An 18041-nucleotide genomic window follows, 5' to 3' on the forward strand; every position below is an offset into this window, starting at 1 on the left:
AACTGTGGGAAAAGTGAATAGAACTATAGTTACAGGAATTAAGGCAGAAAGGGGGCTGTTGCACGTAATCCAAACGTGCAGCAGCCTCATTTTTTATGCAAAAAGATAATCCCGGGACATTCAAGCCCCGGGATTAGGTGTAGAATTTAGGTATGCAAAAACCAAATTCACAGAAAGAGTATACGTCTTTAGGAGAGAATTATCAACTGTTTCTCCCCTTAAATCTTGAATTTCAGGTTAGCAAAGATGACCCCGTCCGCCTGCTTCGCCACTGCATTGGAGGTATGGATATAAAGTCACTGGAGGAGACCTATCAAAGGATAGATCGAAATCTGGCGTCGCCCAGGCAGATGCTGGCCATCCTTGTTTATGCCGGAATGAACCATATTTTCAGCTCACGCAGGATCGAGACTGCCTGCCGAAGGGACATCAACTTCATGTACCTGCTGGAAGGCAAGCCGGCCCCTGACCATGTTACCATCTCAAGATTCCGTTCCAAACATCTGGCCCCCTGCATCAAGGAACTGTTTGCCCAGATGGACTTCCTGCTTGAACAGTTCGGTGTCATTTCCCTTAAAGACATCTTCATTGACGGAACAAAGATTGAGTCTTTCTCCAACAAGTATAAATTTGTCTGGAAGAAGGCTGTCCTTAAAAACAAAGCCAAGCTCATGGCAAAGCTTCCTGCCTTTGTCAGCAAAGCCAGGGAAGCGTTCACGCTTTCTCTGCATTACGGCGATGAAATCCATGTCAGGCACCTCAAAAAGCTCCGCCGCAAGCTCAAGGCATGCCAGAAGGCGCAGGACATCATCTTCGTCAAGGGAACGGGCAAGCGCAAGACTGCCCTGCAGAAAACAATGGAGCAGCTGGACGAGTTCATTGCCCGGCTCAAAAAATACAATACATATCTGCACATTCTAGGCAACCGCAATAGCTTTGCCAAGACAGACACGGATGCCACCTTCATGCGCATGAAGGAAGATGCCATGAAGAACGGCCAGCTTAAGCCCGCCTACAACATCCAGTGCGGTACGGACTCTGAATTCATCACATGGGCATCGGTCGGTCCCCAGCCTACAGATACAACCACACTCATTCCTTTCCTTCAGGATATGGAGAAACATCTGCAGCGCCGCTATCCCAATGTGGTTGCGGATGCAGGATACGAAAGCGAAGAGAACTACCTCTATCTTGAGACCAACGGGCAGCGCGCCTTCATAAAGCCCAGCAATTATGAGAAGAGCAAGACAAGAAAATGGAAAAAGGATATCGGGCGCAGGGAGAATATGACCTATCTGCCAGAAGAAGATGCCTATTTATGCGCCCAGGGCAGGAAGCTTGCAGCTGCAAAGGAATTCGTACGCAGCAGCCGGACAGGATTCAAAAGAAATATAACCCTTTACAGTTCTGCGGATTGCGGCAATTGCCCGCTGAAGAGCCAGTGCATACACGGAAACCATTGCAAGACCCCGCTGGAGGAGAGAACCAAGCACTTTGAAGTATCCAAACAGTTTCTGCGCCAACGTCAGGAAGATTTGGAACGTATAACCTCAAAAGAAGGAGTACAACTGCGCATAAACCGAAGCATACAGGCAGAAGGTGCATTTGCAATGATGAAGGCGGACATGAATTTCCGAAGGTTCCTGAGCCGCGGCACAGCAAATGTCCTTGTTGAGATCATGCTGGTGGCTATGGCTTACAATATTCAAAAGCTGCACTGCAAAATCCAGTCAGACAGAGCAGGCCAGCACCTGTTCCCTGTGAATAACGCAGCCTGAATACAAAATAAGAGCACAAGAAAAAAGGCGATTTTTAGACCGCCTGGTATCTTGTGCTCATTTTTAGTGGATTTTACAACGAATAGGAACTTCTTATACATCAACAAGGAAAAGGGGCTGTGCATAAGTGGAATTACACTCATGCAACAGCCCCATGAATGCCGCCTGTAGACAAAATATTGCAAATTGTCTACAGGTATGATAGAATATAAATATGGAAACAATATATTTTAGGACAAAGACAACAGTGTCCTTCATAAACTATCATTTTGTGTTCTGTCCAAAGTACAGACGTAAGATTTTTCTTATCCCGAATGTTGAAGACCGTTTCAAAGAGTTGACACGAGAGATTTGCGGAGAACTCAAGATTGAGATACTTGCTATGGAATGTCATGTAGACCATGTGCATTTGTTTCTCAAATGTTGGCCTTCGCAATCTCCTGCGGACATCATGAAAAAGATTAAAGGAGCTTCTTCTCATGCTCTGAGGGACGAATTTCCGCAATTATCGGGGATGACTGCTCTTTGGACAAGGAGTTATTTCGTCTCTACGGCTGGCAATGTCAGCAGCGAGACAATTAAATGGTATGTCGATACTCAAAAGACAAGGGGGTGAACACAATGAAAACGTTCAAGTTCAAGCTGTATCGGTCTCATCGCAACAGAAAACTGCATAGGCAGATTAACGCATCTGGCTTGGCATACAATCATTGTGTCAAACTCCACAAGCGGTACTATCGTCTGTATCACAAACATTTGAAAAAGATGACACTCCAGAAGCACATAACCAAGCTGAAGAGGATTCCCAAGTTCAGCTACTTTCTGGAATTCGGCTCTCAAGCTGTCCAGAATGTCGCAGAGCGTATCGAATTTGGCTACGAGAAATTCTTCCGCAAGGAGAACAAGCGTCCTCCCAATTGCAGAAAGGTTCGCAAGACCAAATCCTTCACGCTCAAACAGGCTGGTTGGAAGTTAGACGAAGAGAATCACGCCATCGTCATCAACGGACAAAAATATCGCTACCACAAGTCCAGAGAAGTCGAGGGAACCGTCAAGACCGTAACGATTAAGCGGGATGCCGTGGGTGACATCTACGTTTGCTTTGTCTGTCAGGTGGAACAGAATACCGTCATTCCCAGATTAGGTAAAAGTATCGGGTTTGACTTTGGTCTCAAAGACCATATTCTTGTTGCTCCGACAGAGGAAGACGATGTGGATATGCCACGGTTCTTCCGGCAGAATAGCAACAAGCTCAAGAAGATGCAGAAAAAAGTATCCCACAAACTTCTTGCCAACACTGACCATTTTGTCAAAAAGGGCAAAGGACAAGCCCCTGTCTACAAAAGACCGCTCTGGGAATGCAAGAATATCCAGAAGTGTTTCAAGGAGCAAGCCCGCCTGCACCGCAAGATTGCGAACCAGCGAGAAGCCTATCATTGGCATCTTGCCTACGAGCTGTGCAGCAAATACGCCCTTATCTGCTTAGAATCGCTGAATATGCGATGGATGCAGAAAGGGCATGGCAAAAAAGTCGGAGATTATGGTTTCTCTGCGTTCTTAACAATCCTGAAATACGTTGCTTCTCGGTGCGGAACTACCATTGTCCAGATAGACAAGTGGTTTCCCTCCAGTCAGATTTGTCACGATTGCGGATACCAGAACAAAGAAATTAAGGATGTTCGTATCCGTGAGTGGGATTGCCCAAATTGCGGCAACCAGCACATAGACCGAGACCGTAATGCAGCAAAGAATATCCTTCGAGAGGGACTTCGTCAGTTCGAAGCTGCTTGAATTCATAAAACGGGCGGGGCATCGTCCGTTAGGAGAGAAGATAGAAGACCTGTTTGGCTAAGGCCAGAAAGGCATTCTTCAGTGACCCTAGAATCCCCCGAATTCATTCGGGGGAGTATGTCAATTAAGCCAAGGCGGGGGAGGAGGAGAAGGAAATGGATGATATAGCCAGACTGGCTGAGGTGTTGGAGCAGAGCAGGAGTATGGTATTTTTCGGCGGCGCTGGCATGTCCACGGAGTCGGGGATACCAGATTTTCGCAGTGCGGAGGGGATTTATCACCAGAAGCTGCACAGGCATTTCTCGCCGGAGGAGATGGTGTCCCATAGCTTCTTTGTGGAGCATACGGAAGATTTCTATGATTTTTACCGTGAACATCTGCTGTATCCGAAGGCACAGCCCAATGACGGACACAGGACCCTGGCAGAGCTGGAGAGAATGGGGAAGCTCACGGCGGTCATCACCCAGAATGTTGACGGCCTCCATCAGCTGGCAGGCTCGAAGAATGTGCTGGAACTGCATGGCTCTGTCAAGAGGAATTTCTGCATGGATTGCCAGGCAGCCTATGAAATGGAGCATGTGGCGGCAGGCAAAGGCGTACCACGCTGCACCCGCTGCGGCGGCATTGTGAAGCCTGATGTGGTGCTCTATGAGGAGCCGCTGGACAGCCAGGTGATGGAAAAAGCCGTCCAGGCCATCAGGTCAGCAGATACCCTGCTGATTGGCGGCACCTCCCTGGTGGTATATCCTGCGGCAGGCCTCATAAAGTATTTCCAGGGTCAGAACCTGGTGCTTATCAACAAGAGCGAGACCAAGGCTGATGAATGGGCTGACCTGGTAATCCACGATGCCATTGGCAAAGTCCTGAAGGCGGCCATGGATATGCTGGCAGCCCGGAGCTGATTGTCAGGTGCTATTATCTGGATTGCACGCGGCATGGGTAAATAGGGAGGTGCAGCTGTGAAGAAAGTGCGGATAACTGTCATGCGGAAGGCTTGCTATCCTGATCTGATGGAAAAGTACGAGAATCCCATGGAGCATGCCTGTGATATAGAAGAGGGGGCGGTTTTCATCGCCAACGGCTGGCAGCGGCCGGAGGGGCTTTGCGAGAGCGCTTGGGAATCCATGTCGCCCTTTGTCATGGGGCTGGCGCATGGCGCAGAGGATTTCTACGATGGCTGGATGAAGAATCCCCGCTCTGCCATGATTTCCTGCAACGATGGCTTTCGCCCGGTGAGTTTCCTGTTGGAAACCCTGGAGGAGGACGCTGAGGGGAAATGAGCGCAAGGATATGAGGGCATGCGCTGGAAGGCTGTCAGGAAAAATCAGGAGGTCCTGTCGAAACTTGGGCAGCTGGCAGGAAAATCCTGCCGGAGGGAGAATTTTTCCATGGAGTCGATTCGCTGCTGGCTTTGCCAGAAAGTAGGAGGAATGAATATGCACAGGAAAAAGCTGACGAAAAGATTGCTCTGCGGCCTGTTGACAGGCTGGCTGCTCATGTCAGGGGCACCGGCCCTGGGGGAGACTGCAGCTGTGACCGGGTCATTTGACTCCCGGATGTATGCGAGCCGGCTGGATAAATACGCAACCCTGCGGGTCTACAATGTGGCAGGGGAAGACAGCGTACCCTATATTTCCGCCCAGCAGTATTTGTCCTTGCTATACGATGGCAATGCGGACTTCCAAATGGAGGAAGACGGGCAGGTTCTCCATGTAGTGCGCAATGGTGTCAGCGTGGAGTTTGATGCGGAGCAGGGGAAAATTCGCTGCGCGGACTGGGATGCTTTCTTTGGCTCTTATGGGGCGCGGGCTCTGCCTAACGGTATACTGTTGGCAGAGGAATTCAATGCCCAGGCCGTTTCCAAGAAGCATCCTTCCGGTGAGACTGAAGCTACGGGCTTTGAGATTAACCTTTCCCCTTATGGCCTTGATATGATAGCCCATGAGGGGCAGATGCTGCTGCCCTTTGCGGTGCTGCAGAATGTCTTTGCCATGCCCAGCGGGGCCAGTGATTTCTCCTTCAACGGGGACCATTTCTACGATATTGCCCAGCCCATCGGTCACATTTACGGTCACAGCCTGAATCCCAACATCAAGCTGAATCCCTATGCCACCGCTTATTATTCCGGGAAGTTCTCCAAGGAGAAGGAGATTCCGCCTGCTTATGCCCGCTATGCCTATGGGACCACCTGCCTGCTGTTTGACCTGTATTACGGCCATAAGAAGGAAAAGGGCATCGAGAGCTTTGACAAGTACTTTGAGGAGAACGGGCTGAAGGAAGGGCTGCTGTCCACGGATGCACAGAAAAATTCCGATGCCTTCACGGACGTGGTCTACAAGCTCTTTGACAGCGGCCATGATGTGGTGATGTTGGGCCACAGCGTCTTCGATACCGGCTCCTATATCAATACCGCCAAGGTCATCACCGCTTATGGCGGCATCGAGCCCACCATGAAGGCCTTGCAGAAAATCACTTACAAGGTAGCGGACAAGGGCGTGAATTTCCTGGAAGGGGAAGAAGGCACCTATGGCCAGTATGAAGCTGCCTGCAAGGAACTGCAGCTTAATCCCGTCATCCTGACTTATATTTTCCGGGATGACAGTGGCAAGCCGTACAAATATTGGCTGGAACAGGCTCAGGGGTATGTGAAGGTCAGAGGCACGAAGGATGAGAATTTCCAGCTGGACACCAATGCAGAACGGATGCAGAGCGAGGACACGAACCGCTTGTTTACGGTGAAAGAACGCATGGAAGCCCTCAAGCCGGCGGATTTCGGCACCTCCCGGGTGGATATCATCGGCGACACGGCCTTCATTTACTTTGAAGGCTTTGAAGAGAGCCTGCAGGAGGCGTCTTACTATTACCGCCTGCCCGACGAGAACGTGTACGATGCCAGCACCTTCGGCCTGTTCTATGATGCCTTTGCCAAGATAAAGAATGAGCCCCAGGTGAAAAAAGTGGTCATCGACCTGTCCAACAATGGTGGCGGTGCAGTAGGCGCCCTGACGGCTGTGCTGGGCTTCCTGTCACCTGATGGGGAAGTGAACCTGACCTATTACCACACCTTGAACCAGAATTACTGCTCAGAGTGGTATCATGTGGACACGAATCTGGATGGCAAATTCGATGCCCGTGACGGCTTCGGGGGACAGTATGATTTCTACATCCTGACCAGCGGCTTCTCCTATTCCTGCGGCAACGCCCTGCCCTTCTTCGCCCAGGTGGACGGCCTGGCCAAGATCATCGGCGAGCAGCCGGGCGGCGGCGACTGCGCCGTGGCACCTTTCCTGGACGCCTACGGCCACGTGGCCAGGATGTCAGGCTGGAGCAAACTGGGCCGCATGACCGACGGCAAGTTCACCAGCGATGAGCATGCTGTGAAAGTAGACTATCCTTTCGGGGATAAGGCGGACAAATTGTATTTCAACTATAAGGCCATTGCTGAATGGCTGAGCAAGCAGTAAGGTAAAGTTGCGCAGAAGGACCTCGAACCCCGTGAGTTAAGGGGCTTCGGGGTCTTTTGGCGTTGTGGGGAGCGGGCAGCGAGTTTTTCTTTACTCAGTGATGGCGGCATGATATAGTAAAAGTAGGGATTTTCCTACTTAAATAAAGGAGGTTTTTATCATGATGGCAGCGAATGTACCGGATACTTTTATAGATAATGCCAAAGTCATGGCCAAAGGTCAGGTAACTATACCAAAGGATGTAAGAAGCGTACTGGGACTTGACAGCGGAAGCCGGGTAACCTTTATTGTCGAAAAAGGTTCTGTTCGTATGGTTAATTCTGCAGTGTATGCTATGCAGATGCTACAGAATGAAATGGCAGGTGAAGCTGAACGGACTGGGCTGACTTCAGAGGAAGCTGTCAATGACATGGTAAAAGAGATACGCAGCGAGGGAGAATGAGGAACAATGCGTATACTGATTGACACCAACATATTGATTTCGGCGATATTGGGAAGCGGAACCCCGTTCCAAGCCTATATGAAGGCCGTGTCCTATCCTAACTCCGGGGTGGTTTGTACTCAGAATATTGATGAGCTACGGCGCATATTCAACAGGAAGTTTCCCAAGAAGATATCTGCAATGGAGCGATTCCTGGCGTTGGCGCTTTCCGTTATAGAGGTGGTGCAGGTGCCGGAGGTGTTGACAGAAGAGGAAGCCTCAATTCGGGATGTTAATGACAGGGGCATTATGAGAGCAGCTGTAGCCTCGAAGGTGGATGTCATACTGACTGGGGATAAGGATTTTTTGGAATCGGGCATTAGTTGTCCTAAAATAATGACAGCGGCAGATTTTCTAGCGATGGAAAATGAAGAAAAAAGACATTTATGATTGTGCAGAATAAGATAGGAACAGCAAAATCATAGTTTATTTGTTACAAGTACAAGAATGCATAAAGACCTCGAACCTACAATAAGGGCTTCGGGGTCTTTTGGCGTTGTGGGGAGTGGCATGAAGTCGGGCGGATGGAAGATATGCCAGGATTGGTGATATTGTTGCTTCAAGGGGTGGCAAAATGGATATGAATGCAGGAATTATGACATTTGTAGCGAACTCCCATAAAAAGTTGTAAAGTGCTGTAATTACAGTGAACGCAATAATATTTGATGAATAGCCTCCCCGTAAACGGGGGAGGCAAACTAAAATAAGATATTGCGTTCACTATAAAAACAAAACATGAAAAGGGCAGGAGCTTTTACGGCTCTTGCCCTTTTGCACTTAATAGTGAAATTTATTTTTGAGCTTCTTGGAATCGTAGAGCGCCCTGTCGGCCCGCTTGAAGATTTTTTGGGGAGTGTCCCCGGGGTAGGCGGTGGTCACGCCTGAGCTGGAGGTGAAGCTGGCGCCGTCGGGGAGCACCCGGGCGGCGGCTATGGCGGCACGGATGCGGGCAGCTACCTCTGTTGCTTCATCTTCTCCTGTCTGTGGCAGGATGATCATGTACTCATCGCCGCCCCAGCGTCCGGCAAAGTCGGCAGGGCGTATGTGCTGCCTGATTGCATCGGCTACCGTTATCAGGGCGATGTCGCCCACATCGTGGCCGTAGGTGTCATTGACGGATTTGAAATCGTCCACATCCATCATGATGAGGGAAAGGCTAGAAGCCTCCTTGCTGTATGGGTTCAAGAGGTTGTCCAGAGTCTCGGTCAGGCCGCCGTGGTTCAGGAGTTTGGTCAGGGGGTCTATTTTCAGCTGGTTGCGGTCGTAGTCCACGCAGCTTTCCGGCACATTCAACCCCAGCTTCAAAGCCTGGGCAAAGCGCTTGCAGGTGCCATAGCCGCAGGCGTGGCAGTTGATGTTCTGCGCTTTTGGGGTGGTCTTGTGCAGCTGGGCATAGACCTCCTGCAGGTCTTCGTCTGTGAAGCGTGGGTTTTTGATGGGAATGGGGGTGTAGACCCGCAGGAAATCCTGCCAGTCCAGATGCTGGTCAAAATATTCGTTGGGAGCGTAGCTGATTCCCGCCTCGGTATACCTGACTTTTTCCTCTGTCGCCTGCTTTTTCTGCTGGTTCGTAAGGTAGTCCACATCATCACGGGCCACATCCCGCCTGGTGCCGGTGCCATAGTTGCAGCCGCCGCGGCAGTTCAGCACATCCACCAGTTCGGGCAGGGGCTTGTGCTCCTGCCGGCGGCTGTGGTACTCCTGCAGGTATGGATAGACATTGCTCACCGCATCCAGGGAGCGTATCCATATCTCCGGGTCAGTGATGCGGATGGTTTCAGAAAGGCCGCCAGGGCGGCTGTAGACATGGCCCACCCCGGCAGACTGTCCGTCAAAATCCACAGGCGGGAAGGCAGAGAGGTCTATCCGCTCCCGTTCCAGCTTGTCCTTGAGCTTGGCATAGGTCACATTGTACTGCACAGTTCCTTGCGTGTTCTTGTCCCGTATTTCCTCAGCCTTGGCTACGCAGGGGGAAAGGAAAGCGATGCGCCCCTTTATGCCCAGGGTACGGCGCAGGTATAGCCCCAGGCAAATCAGGGGGCTGTGGACGGGGGCCAAGGCAGGGAGAAGCTCCGGTGCGTAGCGCAGGCAGTATTTCACCACCGAGGAGCAGGGCTGGGCAATGACCGAGGCGGGCAGGCGGCCCGCTTCTCTGGCCCGCAGATAGGCCCAGGTGGCTATATCTGCCCCGAAGGAGACATCGTATATGCCCGCGACGCCCAGTGATTTCAGCCAGCCGAAAAGGTTCTTCAGCTCCGGGAAATGCACCTGGGCGGAGGGGGCTGCTACCACGGTCATGGGCTCGCTACCTGTGGCCAAATCCAGGAAAAACTGCTCCGTATCGTCCAGATAGTCCCTGGCCTGATGGTCGCAGGCGGCTATGCAGGCGCCGCAGGAGATGCAGTATTCAGGGTCTACCTCGACTTTGAGCTCACCGTCATAGCTCCTGTATACCTGGTTGGCGCAGTCCACGGGACAGGCATTTATGCACTTGTTGCAGCCGGTGCATTTTTCTTCGATGGTATAGATGAAGGACTTTTTTTGGTAATGGGTATCCGACATGGCAGCAATGCACCTCTCTTTGCAAAGATGATCAAGCACTACATTCTATCAGTCAAGGGGATATTCCTGCAAGATTGCAAATAAAAGGCTCGGGGGGCGTAAGCACTCCGAGCCTCTGGCAGTCGCGCAGCTTTTATTCCGTTTATTTCAAATCCATGATGAAGAACTTCAGCTCGCCGAAGGAATTGCTGCACAGCAGCACCATGTCGTCACCCATGGGAGCCAGGTAGGAAGGCTTCATGTCACGCAGCTTGGAGTCGAAGACTTTCTTGCCGTCCTCCCGGTTGTAGATGACCATGTCGCCGTCATCCCCTGCCTGCAGGATGTAATGCTTGGTCACGGCCCAGCCGTCAGGGATGTCCTTGATGCCTTCGTACTGGGAGAGCAGCTTGCCCTGGCGGCAGAGATGCTGCAGGAAATCAAGGAAAAGAAAATCGACAATATCGGCTATGAAGAATCAGGCTCCAATGCGGGCAATGATTCTGCCTACCATACCGCTTCTTTAGGTGAGGTGGCAGCGGATCTGGCGGCAGCTTACGAGCCGGTGGAGCTTGATAATCTACCGGAGGAAATGCAGCCGGAGTATGGCCGGGACTGGGTGACGGAGGAAAACTTCCGCGAGGCTTTTCTTTCCCGCTATATCGGCGCTCCGGAGGTTTCCCCGGATGACCGCATGCTGGGCTTTTCCCGCAAGGAAATGGCTGAGGCGGACAAGACGGGGCTGGTAAAAAATGCGCCGGAGAAAACCATCTTTCTCACCTTTGATGACTGGGGACAGGATGAATCCATCAATAAAATCCTCTATGTGCTGAAAAAGCATGGGGTAAATGGCACCTTCTTCATCATCACCCGCAATATGCCCAACAATCCGAACCTCCTGCGGGCCATAGCTGCCAGCGGCAATGAAATCGGCAGCCACACCAACAACCACGTGCCCATGGCCAAGCAAGATGAAAGGGGCCATCAGGTGCCGGTGGAAACAGAGGAAGAATACGAAGAGGATGTGCGAAGCTCCTATCCCAAGCTCCTCTCCGTAGTGGGGGATATGCGGCTCCCTAGCGGCCGTCCTGCTCTCACCCGCCTGCTGCGCCCGCCTACGCTGGCCATCAGCCGCACAGGCTGCAAGACCATCCTCAATGCAGGCTTCACCTATATAGTCAACGGCTACGGCAGCACCGAGGACTACGGAGCCGTGTCCCTCCAGTCCCTGGTGGGCATCATGAATCACATTGCCCATGACGAAAGGGGCAGGGTGCGCCGGGGCGCCATCCTCATCATGCACATGAGCTCCACCGCCAAACTCACCCCCAAGGCCCTGGACATCCTCCTCACCGCCAACGACAAGCTGCCGGAGGGCCATCCTGGCAAGTTCAAGGTGGCTCTGCTGGGGGATTACCTCACAGACGGCTATGACCAGCGCATGAGGATGGCCAAGCCATAAAAAGGCCCAGCCGAAGCTGAGCCTTCGCCCTTGGGGTCATCACTCCCTTAGGCACGGAATACTAGTTGCGAAAGCGGCTGTCCAGCCATTTGCATATGTAGTATGCGACTACACTTGCGGCTACGGACATTAAAAAATTGGTAAGGATATCTCGCGAGCGAAGCCCCTGGACTCATCACCCGGGGGCTTTTTGTGTGCCCATGTGGGCTTCGAGGGATTTTAGGAGGAAGCGGCTAAGAACTCCGCGCGGCTGGTGCGGCATATGCTGGAGAAGTGGTGACGGCTTAGAGTATATTGTTCCTAATAAATAACTCAACTTTCCCACCACGAAAATAAGGCTAATCTCTTGAAAATACTGGTATCGCATAGGATATAAAGCCTTTCTTGACAACAAAATAGCACCTGTCCTTGGTATAATGGAATCAGCTACAACCCAAATACCAGAAAGGTGCTGACTCCATGTTATACCAAAACTATTCTTTTGAACAGTCCCAAAATCAGATTTTCTCTGTCTTAAGGAATCTTCAAATTGCCAAGCTCCTTTACAAGGCCAATATACGCAAGGGCTGCGGTCTTTCTGCTGTAACTGTTCAGTCGCCTCTTGAACCCATTTAAGAAATTTATTGAAACTGTCGATATACATGATAAAAATCTGAAAGGTGGTGTGATTTGTCATGGAAAGCAAACAACTCGAAGAATTGGTATTGTCGCTCCAAAATGAGATCACCACCTTAAAAGCTTGGGCTGCTCATGAAATTGCCAAGCGCGACAAGGTCATTGCTGAACTCAAGGCTGAAAACGATAAATTGAAAGCTGAGATTGTCGAATTGAAAGCAAAACTTAACACCACCAGCCAGAACAGCAGCAAGCCTCCATCCTCGGACGGTTTAAAGAAACCTGCCTCTAGATCTCTTCGTGAGCCTTCCAGCAGGAAAAAAGGTGGCCAGAACGGGCATGAGGGACACGGCTTCAAGATGATGCAGAAAGTGGATTTTGAGGTAGCCTGTCTCCCAAGCCTGTGCCAGAACTGCGCGCAGCGGCATGAGTGCGCTTCCCGTGTGCGGAATCGGCGCAATGTCATAGATATAAGCGTGAAGCTGGAGAGAACGGAATATCAGCAGATGGAAGCACTCTGCCCCTGCAGGAACAATGAGCTGCTAATCGGAGAATTCCCGGCAGATGCTATTGCCTCCAAGCAATACGGCCACAAGATCAAAGCCCTGGGAGTAGCCCTGGTCACGGAATGCGCTGTCAGCTTCAAGAAAGCCAGCCAGCTGCTTCGCGAGATGACATCATGCACCATCAGTGCCAGCTCCCTGGTCAATTTCCTCAACATGTGCAAGTCAAAGATGGAAGACCCTCTGGAGTACATACGCAGGGAAGTGCTCGGCAGTGCTGTGGTCAACTTTGATGAGACATATCTTCGGGTGAACGGAAAACAGCAGTACATGCACACAGCCTCCACGCCTGATGCTACCTACCAGTCGGTGGATGAAAGCCGTGGCAAGACCGGCATGGACAATGCTGGCATTCTTCCATATTTCACCGGCATTGCCATCCATGACTGCTGGGGGCCGTACTGGAATTATGAAAAACTTGGGGGACATGGGGTATGCTGCGCCCATCTGCTGCGGGAATGCAAGGGGCTGCATGAGATGTATCCCCAGTCCATCTTCTTCAGCTTTTTCCCGTGGCTTCTCACATCTATGCATGAGGCCAAGAAGAAGCGCATGGCCAAGGGAAAGGGGGAAGCAGGAAAATACTATATGAGGCGGTTCCTGACAATCTTCAGCAACGCTGTCAAGATAGGGCAGGTTCAGCATCCTCCCATACAGCAGGAGGCGGAGACAAAAAGGGGACGCAAGGCCAGAGGAAAGGCGAATGCCTTCATAAAGCGCATGGAGCGGCTATATGAGGCAGTCTGCCTGTTCTTCTGTGACTTTAGTGTGCCGTTTGACAACAACCTGGCAGAGCGTGATTTGCGTCATGCAAAGGTCAAGCAGAAAGTAAGCGGCTGTTTCCGCACAGATGAAGGTGCCAAACTTTTCGCCAAGTTCAATTCCTATTTGAGCACGGCAAAGAAGAGAGGCTGTACTTCTCTGCGGGCATTGGAATTGCTGTTTTATGGAACTCCTATGCTGGCCTTAGGAGGGGCGACTGAATAGTTACATTGTGAGGTCATATATGACAAGGGACGAATTTTGGAGAACTCTGACAAGCTTTGCTTTCGACACATATCTGAAAAGAAAAGCTGGTCTTAGTTACTCTCTACAGTTTAACAAATCTTTTTCTTCCATCATGGAAAAAAGCTATCGAATGAAACAGTACAAAGAAAATGGCGAACTTTTTATGACTTCTAACGAACGCCTTTTCCATTTAATCGGATTCATTGATGGTCTCTCTTGGCTTGTTAATCAAGGTCTTATAGACACCTCTGTCATCCAGTCCGTAGCCAATGGAAATGTTAATGTTGGTAACCAAGGCGAGAGCTATGATGGCTTAACAACAAAAGAGAAGTATATAAGCGGTGCTCAATGCGTCAATGCCATGTATTGGTACGAGATCATAGGAAGCGATGCTTGCGGTTGATAATAAAAACCATTCTGCCTAGTAAATGGCAAAATGGTTTTATTATTCTCCCTTTTTACAAAAGTGTTTCTATATGCACAAACTTGAAGTTGTGCGATTAACTTCCGGTTTATTCTTCCATCAAGGATTATGTATTACATTTCTCTTTCCACTATTGGCAGTACCTCTTACTTCTTCGTGGTAAAAGTAATCTACGATTGTTGGATGTCCTTTCTCTACTCTCTCATACGGAGTTTCATTATCAACAAACCTGCAATCATACTTTTTAGCCAGCTCTTCTGCTTTCTTTTCCAGCGCTTCAAAATAGCTGCGGTTCTTTTTGTTATAAATTTCGTCATACAGCGGCACCAGATCCGGATGTTTATCGGAAATGTATTTCATGATATCTGCCTTAAAACCTCCGCGAAGATTCAGATTCTCAAGCCATACAAGGTCACACTGATCTTTTGTCCTGTCTATGATTGCTTCTATATCCGTAATCCCCGGGAACACGGGTGAAATGAAGCAAATTGTACGAATGCCTGCCGCATATACCTCTTTCATTGCAGCAAGCCTTCTTTCTATGCTTACTGCCGCATCCATATCATCTTTAAACTCTTCATCGAGAGTATTGATTGACCATGATACTGTAAGTCTGCTATTTTCATTGATCTCTTTTAGCAGATCCAGATCTCTTAGTACAAGGTCTGACTTTGTGCAGATAAGTATGTCCGCACCACTGTCCTTTAGTTCTTCCAGAAGTCTTCTTGTATTTTTATATGTTTTCTCTAGCGGATTATAACCATCCGTAACTGTTCCAATGATCACCTTCTGGCCGGCATACTTCTTTGGATTCTTTATTTCAGGCCAGTCTTTCACATCCATGAAAGTTCCCCATTCCTCCGTATGCCCTGTAAAGCGTTTCATAAAAGATGCGTAGCAGTATTTACAGGCATGGGGACACCCCACATAGGGATTCACCGAATATCCTCCAATAGGAGTATTCGATTTTGTCATTACACTTTTTGTTTCTATATGATTTACTTTGATTTCTGGTTGTTCCATATCCTCTGTTCCTCCAGCACTTTGTTAAAAGCATCCGGCATTTCCTGTATCATTTCTTCTCCCATAATCGGAACAAGATCTTCTTTCCAGAATACAGGAATGTTCAGTTCATGAGCCTGTTCTGTCAATGAATAAGCCCACCCGGAATCTGTTTTAACAGTCCTGCTCTTTGCACCTGTCATGGTTCCCACCACAATCCAGTCAATGCCTGCAAGATCAACCTTACCCGGATCATCGAACAAAGGCTCAAAGGTAACATGATATTTTTTTGCCTTCACATTGCTCCGCAGTGCATCAATACGCCATAACTCAGACTTTCTCGTAACTGTAACGCCAAACCATGCATTATCAAGATCTGTTTCAAAAGACAGAAGATCCGGTCGTTTGGTAAGAAAAAGAAACTGGTGCTGAGGATTCTCTGCTATCTTTTTAAAGACTTCCTCTCTCCATTCCTCATGCCAGCCCGAGAGATCGCTCATGCCGGTCAGCAGAAAATTCTGCGGCTTTTTCTTTTCCATCATACGAAGCTTTCCTTGAAAAAACTGTGGCTTTTCAAAATCATCTATGATGTGATAACGCCTCGTATTGTTTCTGGCATAGCAGTACGGACATCCAACAGTGCACCCTATAACAAGATTCATGTTCTGAATCTGATCTTTAATACAGATACTCATTTGTCACTCCATTCCTCAAGGTTTACCCTGATGCGGTTAAGATACTCTTCAAACTGAAGAATCTCTTTATCCGTAAAATCACGATAATAAATATTCCCCATCTCATTGGATACGGAGTCATAAGCTTCTTTAAGTTCTTTGGCTTTATCTGTGAGGAACAGAAGAGTTTTTCTCTTATCAGCTTCATCCGTTTTGCGGCTTATCAGTCCGTTTTTTTCCATCCGCTCAAGCATGGTCGTAAGTGAAGTAATTGCAAGTCCGCTTTTCTCGGAAATAATTTTAATAGGAACACCATCTTCCTGCCATAAGACATAAAGAATCCTTCCCTGAGCTCCGTTAAATGCATCAATGTTTTTTTCTGCCAGTATCCTTTCAAATATACGATCACCCAGCTGTTTTATTTTTGTAACAAGAAATCCACCATTTGTCTTCATAATTAAATACTCCTATATCGTAGTTTTATACTACCATATAGGAGTATTTGTGTCAAGCACACATATCATAACTTCCAGTAGAACTAAGTCGCTGCGCGACGGCCTGCCAAGGCTATGCTCTACATTATAATTCTTTTCGTAACTCAAACTTCGCACAAGAGAAACAGGCCAGCACCTATGTGCGGTGTAGAGCCATGACTCCTAGAAAGTCTGCCTCATGCACAGCGTTTCAAACACTTGTTCCATAAATTCGGCAGATTTTCCAAGAACAAATCGAGCATCATGTCCAGTTCCTTTTCCATAAAAAACGTCTTTCCCTTTACCGTAGCAATAAGTTCTTTCAAGAGCAACACCAAGGCATCGAGATAACGCAGATCCTGCAATTCGTCATAAGCGAGATAGAATAGCTCACCTATGCTCCGTTTATCGACATTCCGGCGCTGCTCTAGTGACAACATCATATACCTTGCAAATACAACGGATACATGTGATGTCATTGCATCATAAGACAGAGCGTGGCTTTCTTTCCCAAGTTTCAGGAATGACTTGCATATCTTGAAGAAAACCTCGATATTCCAGCGCTTTCCATAAGTCTGGATGATGTCTTCCTCAGACAAACAGGTATCTGTGGATACCAAGATTAGATAGTCCTTGGGGTTGCTTCTGTTCCTAACGAAAACGAGTTTGACTGGCAGAGTTTTTCCTTCCTTTACCACCGCCGCCTCTACTGAAAGCAGATACTTTGAGCAACCAGGACGCTTTTTAGACTGGCGAAAGATTGCCATTACACTCTTCATGCGTTCGTCATGAAGGAAATGACTGTTTTCAGACTTTTTTACCATAGCAATGGCATCGAAGCCGAGTTCCTTGACTTGAACAAGGGAAGACGGTGAACAGAACCAGGTGTCAAAAAGAACGTAGCGGGCTGGAATCTCCATAGATTTTGCCTCAGCCAAGAGCTTCTGCATAACAACGGTAGCCTTAGTCTGTGCCAGCTTGCGCTGTTTCCCGCCGTTGCTACGCGAGTCGATCTTATCCGAAGACTCCTGCAGCCGATTGACACGATTGGCAGATGAAAGCAGACAGTGGCTGAGTGGCAGAAACGAATTCCCATCACTCCAGCCGAGAGTCAGCATGCGGAACCCCCGCGTATACTTGTGCTCGACGTGGTCAAACACCTTGGCAAGCAGCTCCACATTCTTGGAACGTGCCCTGCTTAACAAGGAGTCATCGATGATAAGCACGTTGCGCCGGTTTTCATTGGTAAGAGGTACAATTTTTTGAATGATGGATTTACCAAGCTGCAGAGTGAATTTGCGCCAGTTGACACAACTGGAATTCATGAAACGGTAAAAGGTATCTTTAGCAAAGGGAATAACAGATGAATCCATCTTTTCCTGCTGATAAAAGGACTTGTTGCGAAAGGCATTCTCGAACGCAACCTTAAACACATTGCTTACAGAGAAACCGCGAACCTTATAGGCATTGCAGGCCTTGAGTATCTTGCCAACATGGAATTCTTCCAGGAAACAAGATATTTTTGAAGAAAGTTGTTCACCAAAGATATGATTCTGTGATACAATGTTCATGGCATAAGCCCTCCGTTTATGTTATGATTGCTGTCACTTTCATTATACAAAACGGAGAGAGCTTATGCTATTTTTTTAGGAAATGGTACAAGTCGAATAATTTGGCAGTTTCACAACTGCGAAGTTTGAGTTCGTAACTATTCAGTCGTCCCGCGAACTCATTTAAGAAATTTATTGAAACTGTCGATATACAT

At 48.9% G+C, this 18041-nt stretch carries 17 protein-coding genes; 11 read left to right on the forward strand and 6 right to left on the reverse strand.

The genetic code is table 11. The features are described 5' to 3' along the window. Positions 1 to 152 precede the first annotated feature (152 nt). The 8 genes from P159_RS0106990 to P159_RS0107025 all read left to right on the forward strand — a co-directional run bounded on the left by P159_RS0106990 (position 153) and on the right by P159_RS0107025 (position 7904). Positions 153 to 1778 carry an IS1182 family transposase gene (locus P159_RS0106990; protein ID WP_029542724.1) on the forward strand — a complete coding sequence of 542 codons (1626 nt, stop codon included), beginning with the start codon at positions 153 to 155 and terminating at the stop codon, positions 1776 to 1778. A gap of 214 nt (positions 1779 to 1992) precedes the next feature. Next, complete coding sequence (tnpA, locus tag P159_RS0106995) at positions 1993 to 2394, forward strand: IS200/IS605 family transposase (RefSeq protein ID WP_029542725.1); 402 nt, start codon at positions 1993 to 1995, stop codon at positions 2392 to 2394. Positions 2395 to 2399: 5 nt separating this feature from the next. Beyond that, the gene (locus P159_RS0107000; protein WP_029542728.1) at positions 2400 to 3569 is read left to right on the forward strand and encodes an RNA-guided endonuclease TnpB family protein; all 1170 of its coding nucleotides are present in this window, start codon (positions 2400 to 2402) and stop codon (positions 3567 to 3569) included. Between the two features lie 155 nt (positions 3570 to 3724). Further along, the gene (locus P159_RS0107005) at positions 3725 to 4471 is read left to right on the forward strand and encodes an NAD-dependent protein deacylase (RefSeq protein ID WP_029542729.1); all 747 of its coding nucleotides are present in this window, start codon (positions 3725 to 3727) and stop codon (positions 4469 to 4471) included. 57 nt (positions 4472 to 4528) lie between these two features. Continuing rightward, on the forward strand, positions 4529 to 4849 hold the full coding sequence (locus tag P159_RS0107010) for a TIGR04076 family protein (protein WP_029542731.1): 321 nt from the start codon (positions 4529 to 4531) through the stop codon (positions 4847 to 4849). A gap of 18 nt (positions 4850 to 4867) precedes the next feature. Then, positions 4868 to 7033, forward strand: coding sequence for a S41 family peptidase (locus P159_RS0107015; protein ID WP_029542732.1), 2166 nt, complete (start codon positions 4868 to 4870; stop codon positions 7031 to 7033). Between the two features lie 160 nt (positions 7034 to 7193). Further along, complete coding sequence (locus P159_RS0107020) at positions 7194 to 7475, forward strand: AbrB/MazE/SpoVT family DNA-binding domain-containing protein (protein WP_318253531.1); 282 nt, start codon at positions 7194 to 7196, stop codon at positions 7473 to 7475. A gap of 6 nt (positions 7476 to 7481) precedes the next feature. Next, a complete protein-coding gene (locus P159_RS0107025; protein ID WP_029542736.1) occupies positions 7482 to 7904 on the forward strand; it encodes a putative toxin-antitoxin system toxin component, PIN family in 423 nt (140 codons plus the stop codon). A 387-nt stretch (positions 7905 to 8291) separates the two neighbouring features. Here the strand turns inward: P159_RS0107025 and P159_RS0107030 are convergent, their stop codons facing one another. Further along, positions 8292 to 10076, reverse strand: a complete 1785-nt coding sequence (locus tag P159_RS0107030) for a diguanylate cyclase (protein ID WP_051650210.1) — start codon at positions 10074 to 10076, stop codon at positions 8292 to 8294. Between the two features lie 142 nt (positions 10077 to 10218). Then, complete coding sequence (locus tag P159_RS0107035; RefSeq protein WP_029542739.1) at positions 10219 to 10416, reverse strand: hypothetical protein; 198 nt, start codon at positions 10414 to 10416, stop codon at positions 10219 to 10221. On the opposite strand from P159_RS0107035, the gene P159_RS0107040 reads away from it, so the two are divergent. The 3 genes from P159_RS0107040 (at position 10405) to P159_RS0107055 (ending at position 14106) form a co-directional block, all read left to right on the forward strand. Continuing rightward, positions 10405 to 11517, forward strand: a complete 1113-nt coding sequence (locus P159_RS0107040) for a polysaccharide deacetylase family protein (protein ID WP_080705947.1) — start codon at positions 10405 to 10407, stop codon at positions 11515 to 11517. The genes P159_RS0107035 and P159_RS0107040 overlap by 12 nt on opposite strands. Before the next feature lie 674 nt (positions 11518 to 12191). Next, entirely contained in the window at positions 12192 to 13682 is a 1491-nt protein-coding gene (locus P159_RS0107050; protein WP_029542745.1) for an IS66 family transposase, read from the forward strand. A 19-nt stretch (positions 13683 to 13701) separates the two neighbouring features. Further along, on the forward strand, positions 13702 to 14106 hold the full coding sequence (locus P159_RS0107055) for a hypothetical protein (RefSeq protein ID WP_029542747.1): 405 nt from the start codon (positions 13702 to 13704) through the stop codon (positions 14104 to 14106). A gap of 120 nt (positions 14107 to 14226) precedes the next feature. Here P159_RS0107055 and P159_RS0107060 read toward each other — a convergent pair whose 3' ends face one another. From P159_RS0107060 to P159_RS0107075, 4 genes are all read right to left on the reverse strand, one after another. Continuing rightward, positions 14227 to 15150 carry a radical SAM mobile pair protein B gene (locus tag P159_RS0107060; protein WP_029542749.1) on the reverse strand — a complete coding sequence of 308 codons (924 nt, stop codon included), beginning with the start codon at positions 15148 to 15150 and terminating at the stop codon, positions 14227 to 14229. Beyond that, positions 15126 to 15824 (reverse strand): radical SAM mobile pair protein A, encoded by a 699-nt coding sequence (locus P159_RS0107065; protein WP_029542751.1) that lies wholly within the window; start codon positions 15822 to 15824, stop codon positions 15126 to 15128. Before P159_RS0107065 ends, P159_RS0107060 begins: the two co-directional genes overlap by 25 nt. Beyond that, a complete protein-coding gene (locus P159_RS0107070; RefSeq protein WP_013282512.1) occupies positions 15821 to 16258 on the reverse strand; it encodes a radical SAM mobile pair system MarR family transcriptional regulator in 438 nt (145 codons plus the stop codon). The genes P159_RS0107065 and P159_RS0107070 overlap by 4 nt, the downstream gene beginning before the upstream one ends. A gap of 215 nt (positions 16259 to 16473) precedes the next feature. Continuing rightward, positions 16474 to 17847, reverse strand: a complete 1374-nt coding sequence (locus P159_RS0107075) for a transposase (RefSeq protein ID WP_029540897.1) — start codon at positions 17845 to 17847, stop codon at positions 16474 to 16476. Positions 17848 to 18041 lie beyond the last annotated feature (194 nt).

Origin of the sequence: Selenomonas sp. AB3002, assembly GCF_000702545.1 — a bacterium.
Taxonomy (GTDB): Bacteria; Bacillota; Negativicutes; order Selenomonadales; family Selenomonadaceae; genus Selenomonas_B; species Selenomonas_B ruminantium_A.

Coding starts and splice junctions, on each gene's coding strand:
- P159_RS0107070 (WP_013282512.1), bottom strand. CDS start 16,258: ATGAAGACAAATGGTGGATTTCTTGTTACAAAAATAAAACAGCTGGGT.
- P159_RS0107030 (WP_051650210.1), bottom strand. CDS start 10,076: ATGTCGGATACCCATTACCAAAAAAAGTCCTTCATCTATACCATCGAA.
- P159_RS0107000 (WP_029542728.1), top strand. CDS start 2,400: ATGAAAACGTTCAAGTTCAAGCTGTATCGGTCTCATCGCAACAGAAAA.
- P159_RS0107075 (WP_029540897.1), bottom strand. CDS start 17,847: ATGAACATTGTATCACAGAATCATATCTTTGGTGAACAACTTTCTTCA.
- tnpA (WP_029542725.1), top strand. CDS start 1,993: ATGGAAACAATATATTTTAGGACAAAGACAACAGTGTCCTTCATAAAC.
- P159_RS0107015 (WP_029542732.1), top strand. CDS start 4,868: ATGCGCTGGAAGGCTGTCAGGAAAAATCAGGAGGTCCTGTCGAAACTT.
- P159_RS0107040 (WP_080705947.1), top strand. CDS start 10,405: ATGCTTGGTCACGGCCCAGCCGTCAGGGATGTCCTTGATGCCTTCGTA.
- P159_RS0107050 (WP_029542745.1), top strand. CDS start 12,192: ATGGAAAGCAAACAACTCGAAGAATTGGTATTGTCGCTCCAAAATGAG.
- P159_RS0107020 (WP_318253531.1), top strand. CDS start 7,194: ATGATGGCAGCGAATGTACCGGATACTTTTATAGATAATGCCAAAGTC.
- P159_RS0107005 (WP_029542729.1), top strand. CDS start 3,725: ATGGATGATATAGCCAGACTGGCTGAGGTGTTGGAGCAGAGCAGGAGT.
- P159_RS0107055 (WP_029542747.1), top strand. CDS start 13,702: ATGACAAGGGACGAATTTTGGAGAACTCTGACAAGCTTTGCTTTCGAC.
- P159_RS0106990 (WP_029542724.1), top strand. CDS start 153: ATGCAAAAACCAAATTCACAGAAAGAGTATACGTCTTTAGGAGAGAAT.
- P159_RS0107065 (WP_029542751.1), bottom strand. CDS start 15,824: ATGAGTATCTGTATTAAAGATCAGATTCAGAACATGAATCTTGTTATA.
- P159_RS0107025 (WP_029542736.1), top strand. CDS start 7,482: ATGCGTATACTGATTGACACCAACATATTGATTTCGGCGATATTGGGA.
- P159_RS0107060 (WP_029542749.1), bottom strand. CDS start 15,150: ATGGAACAACCAGAAATCAAAGTAAATCATATAGAAACAAAAAGTGTA.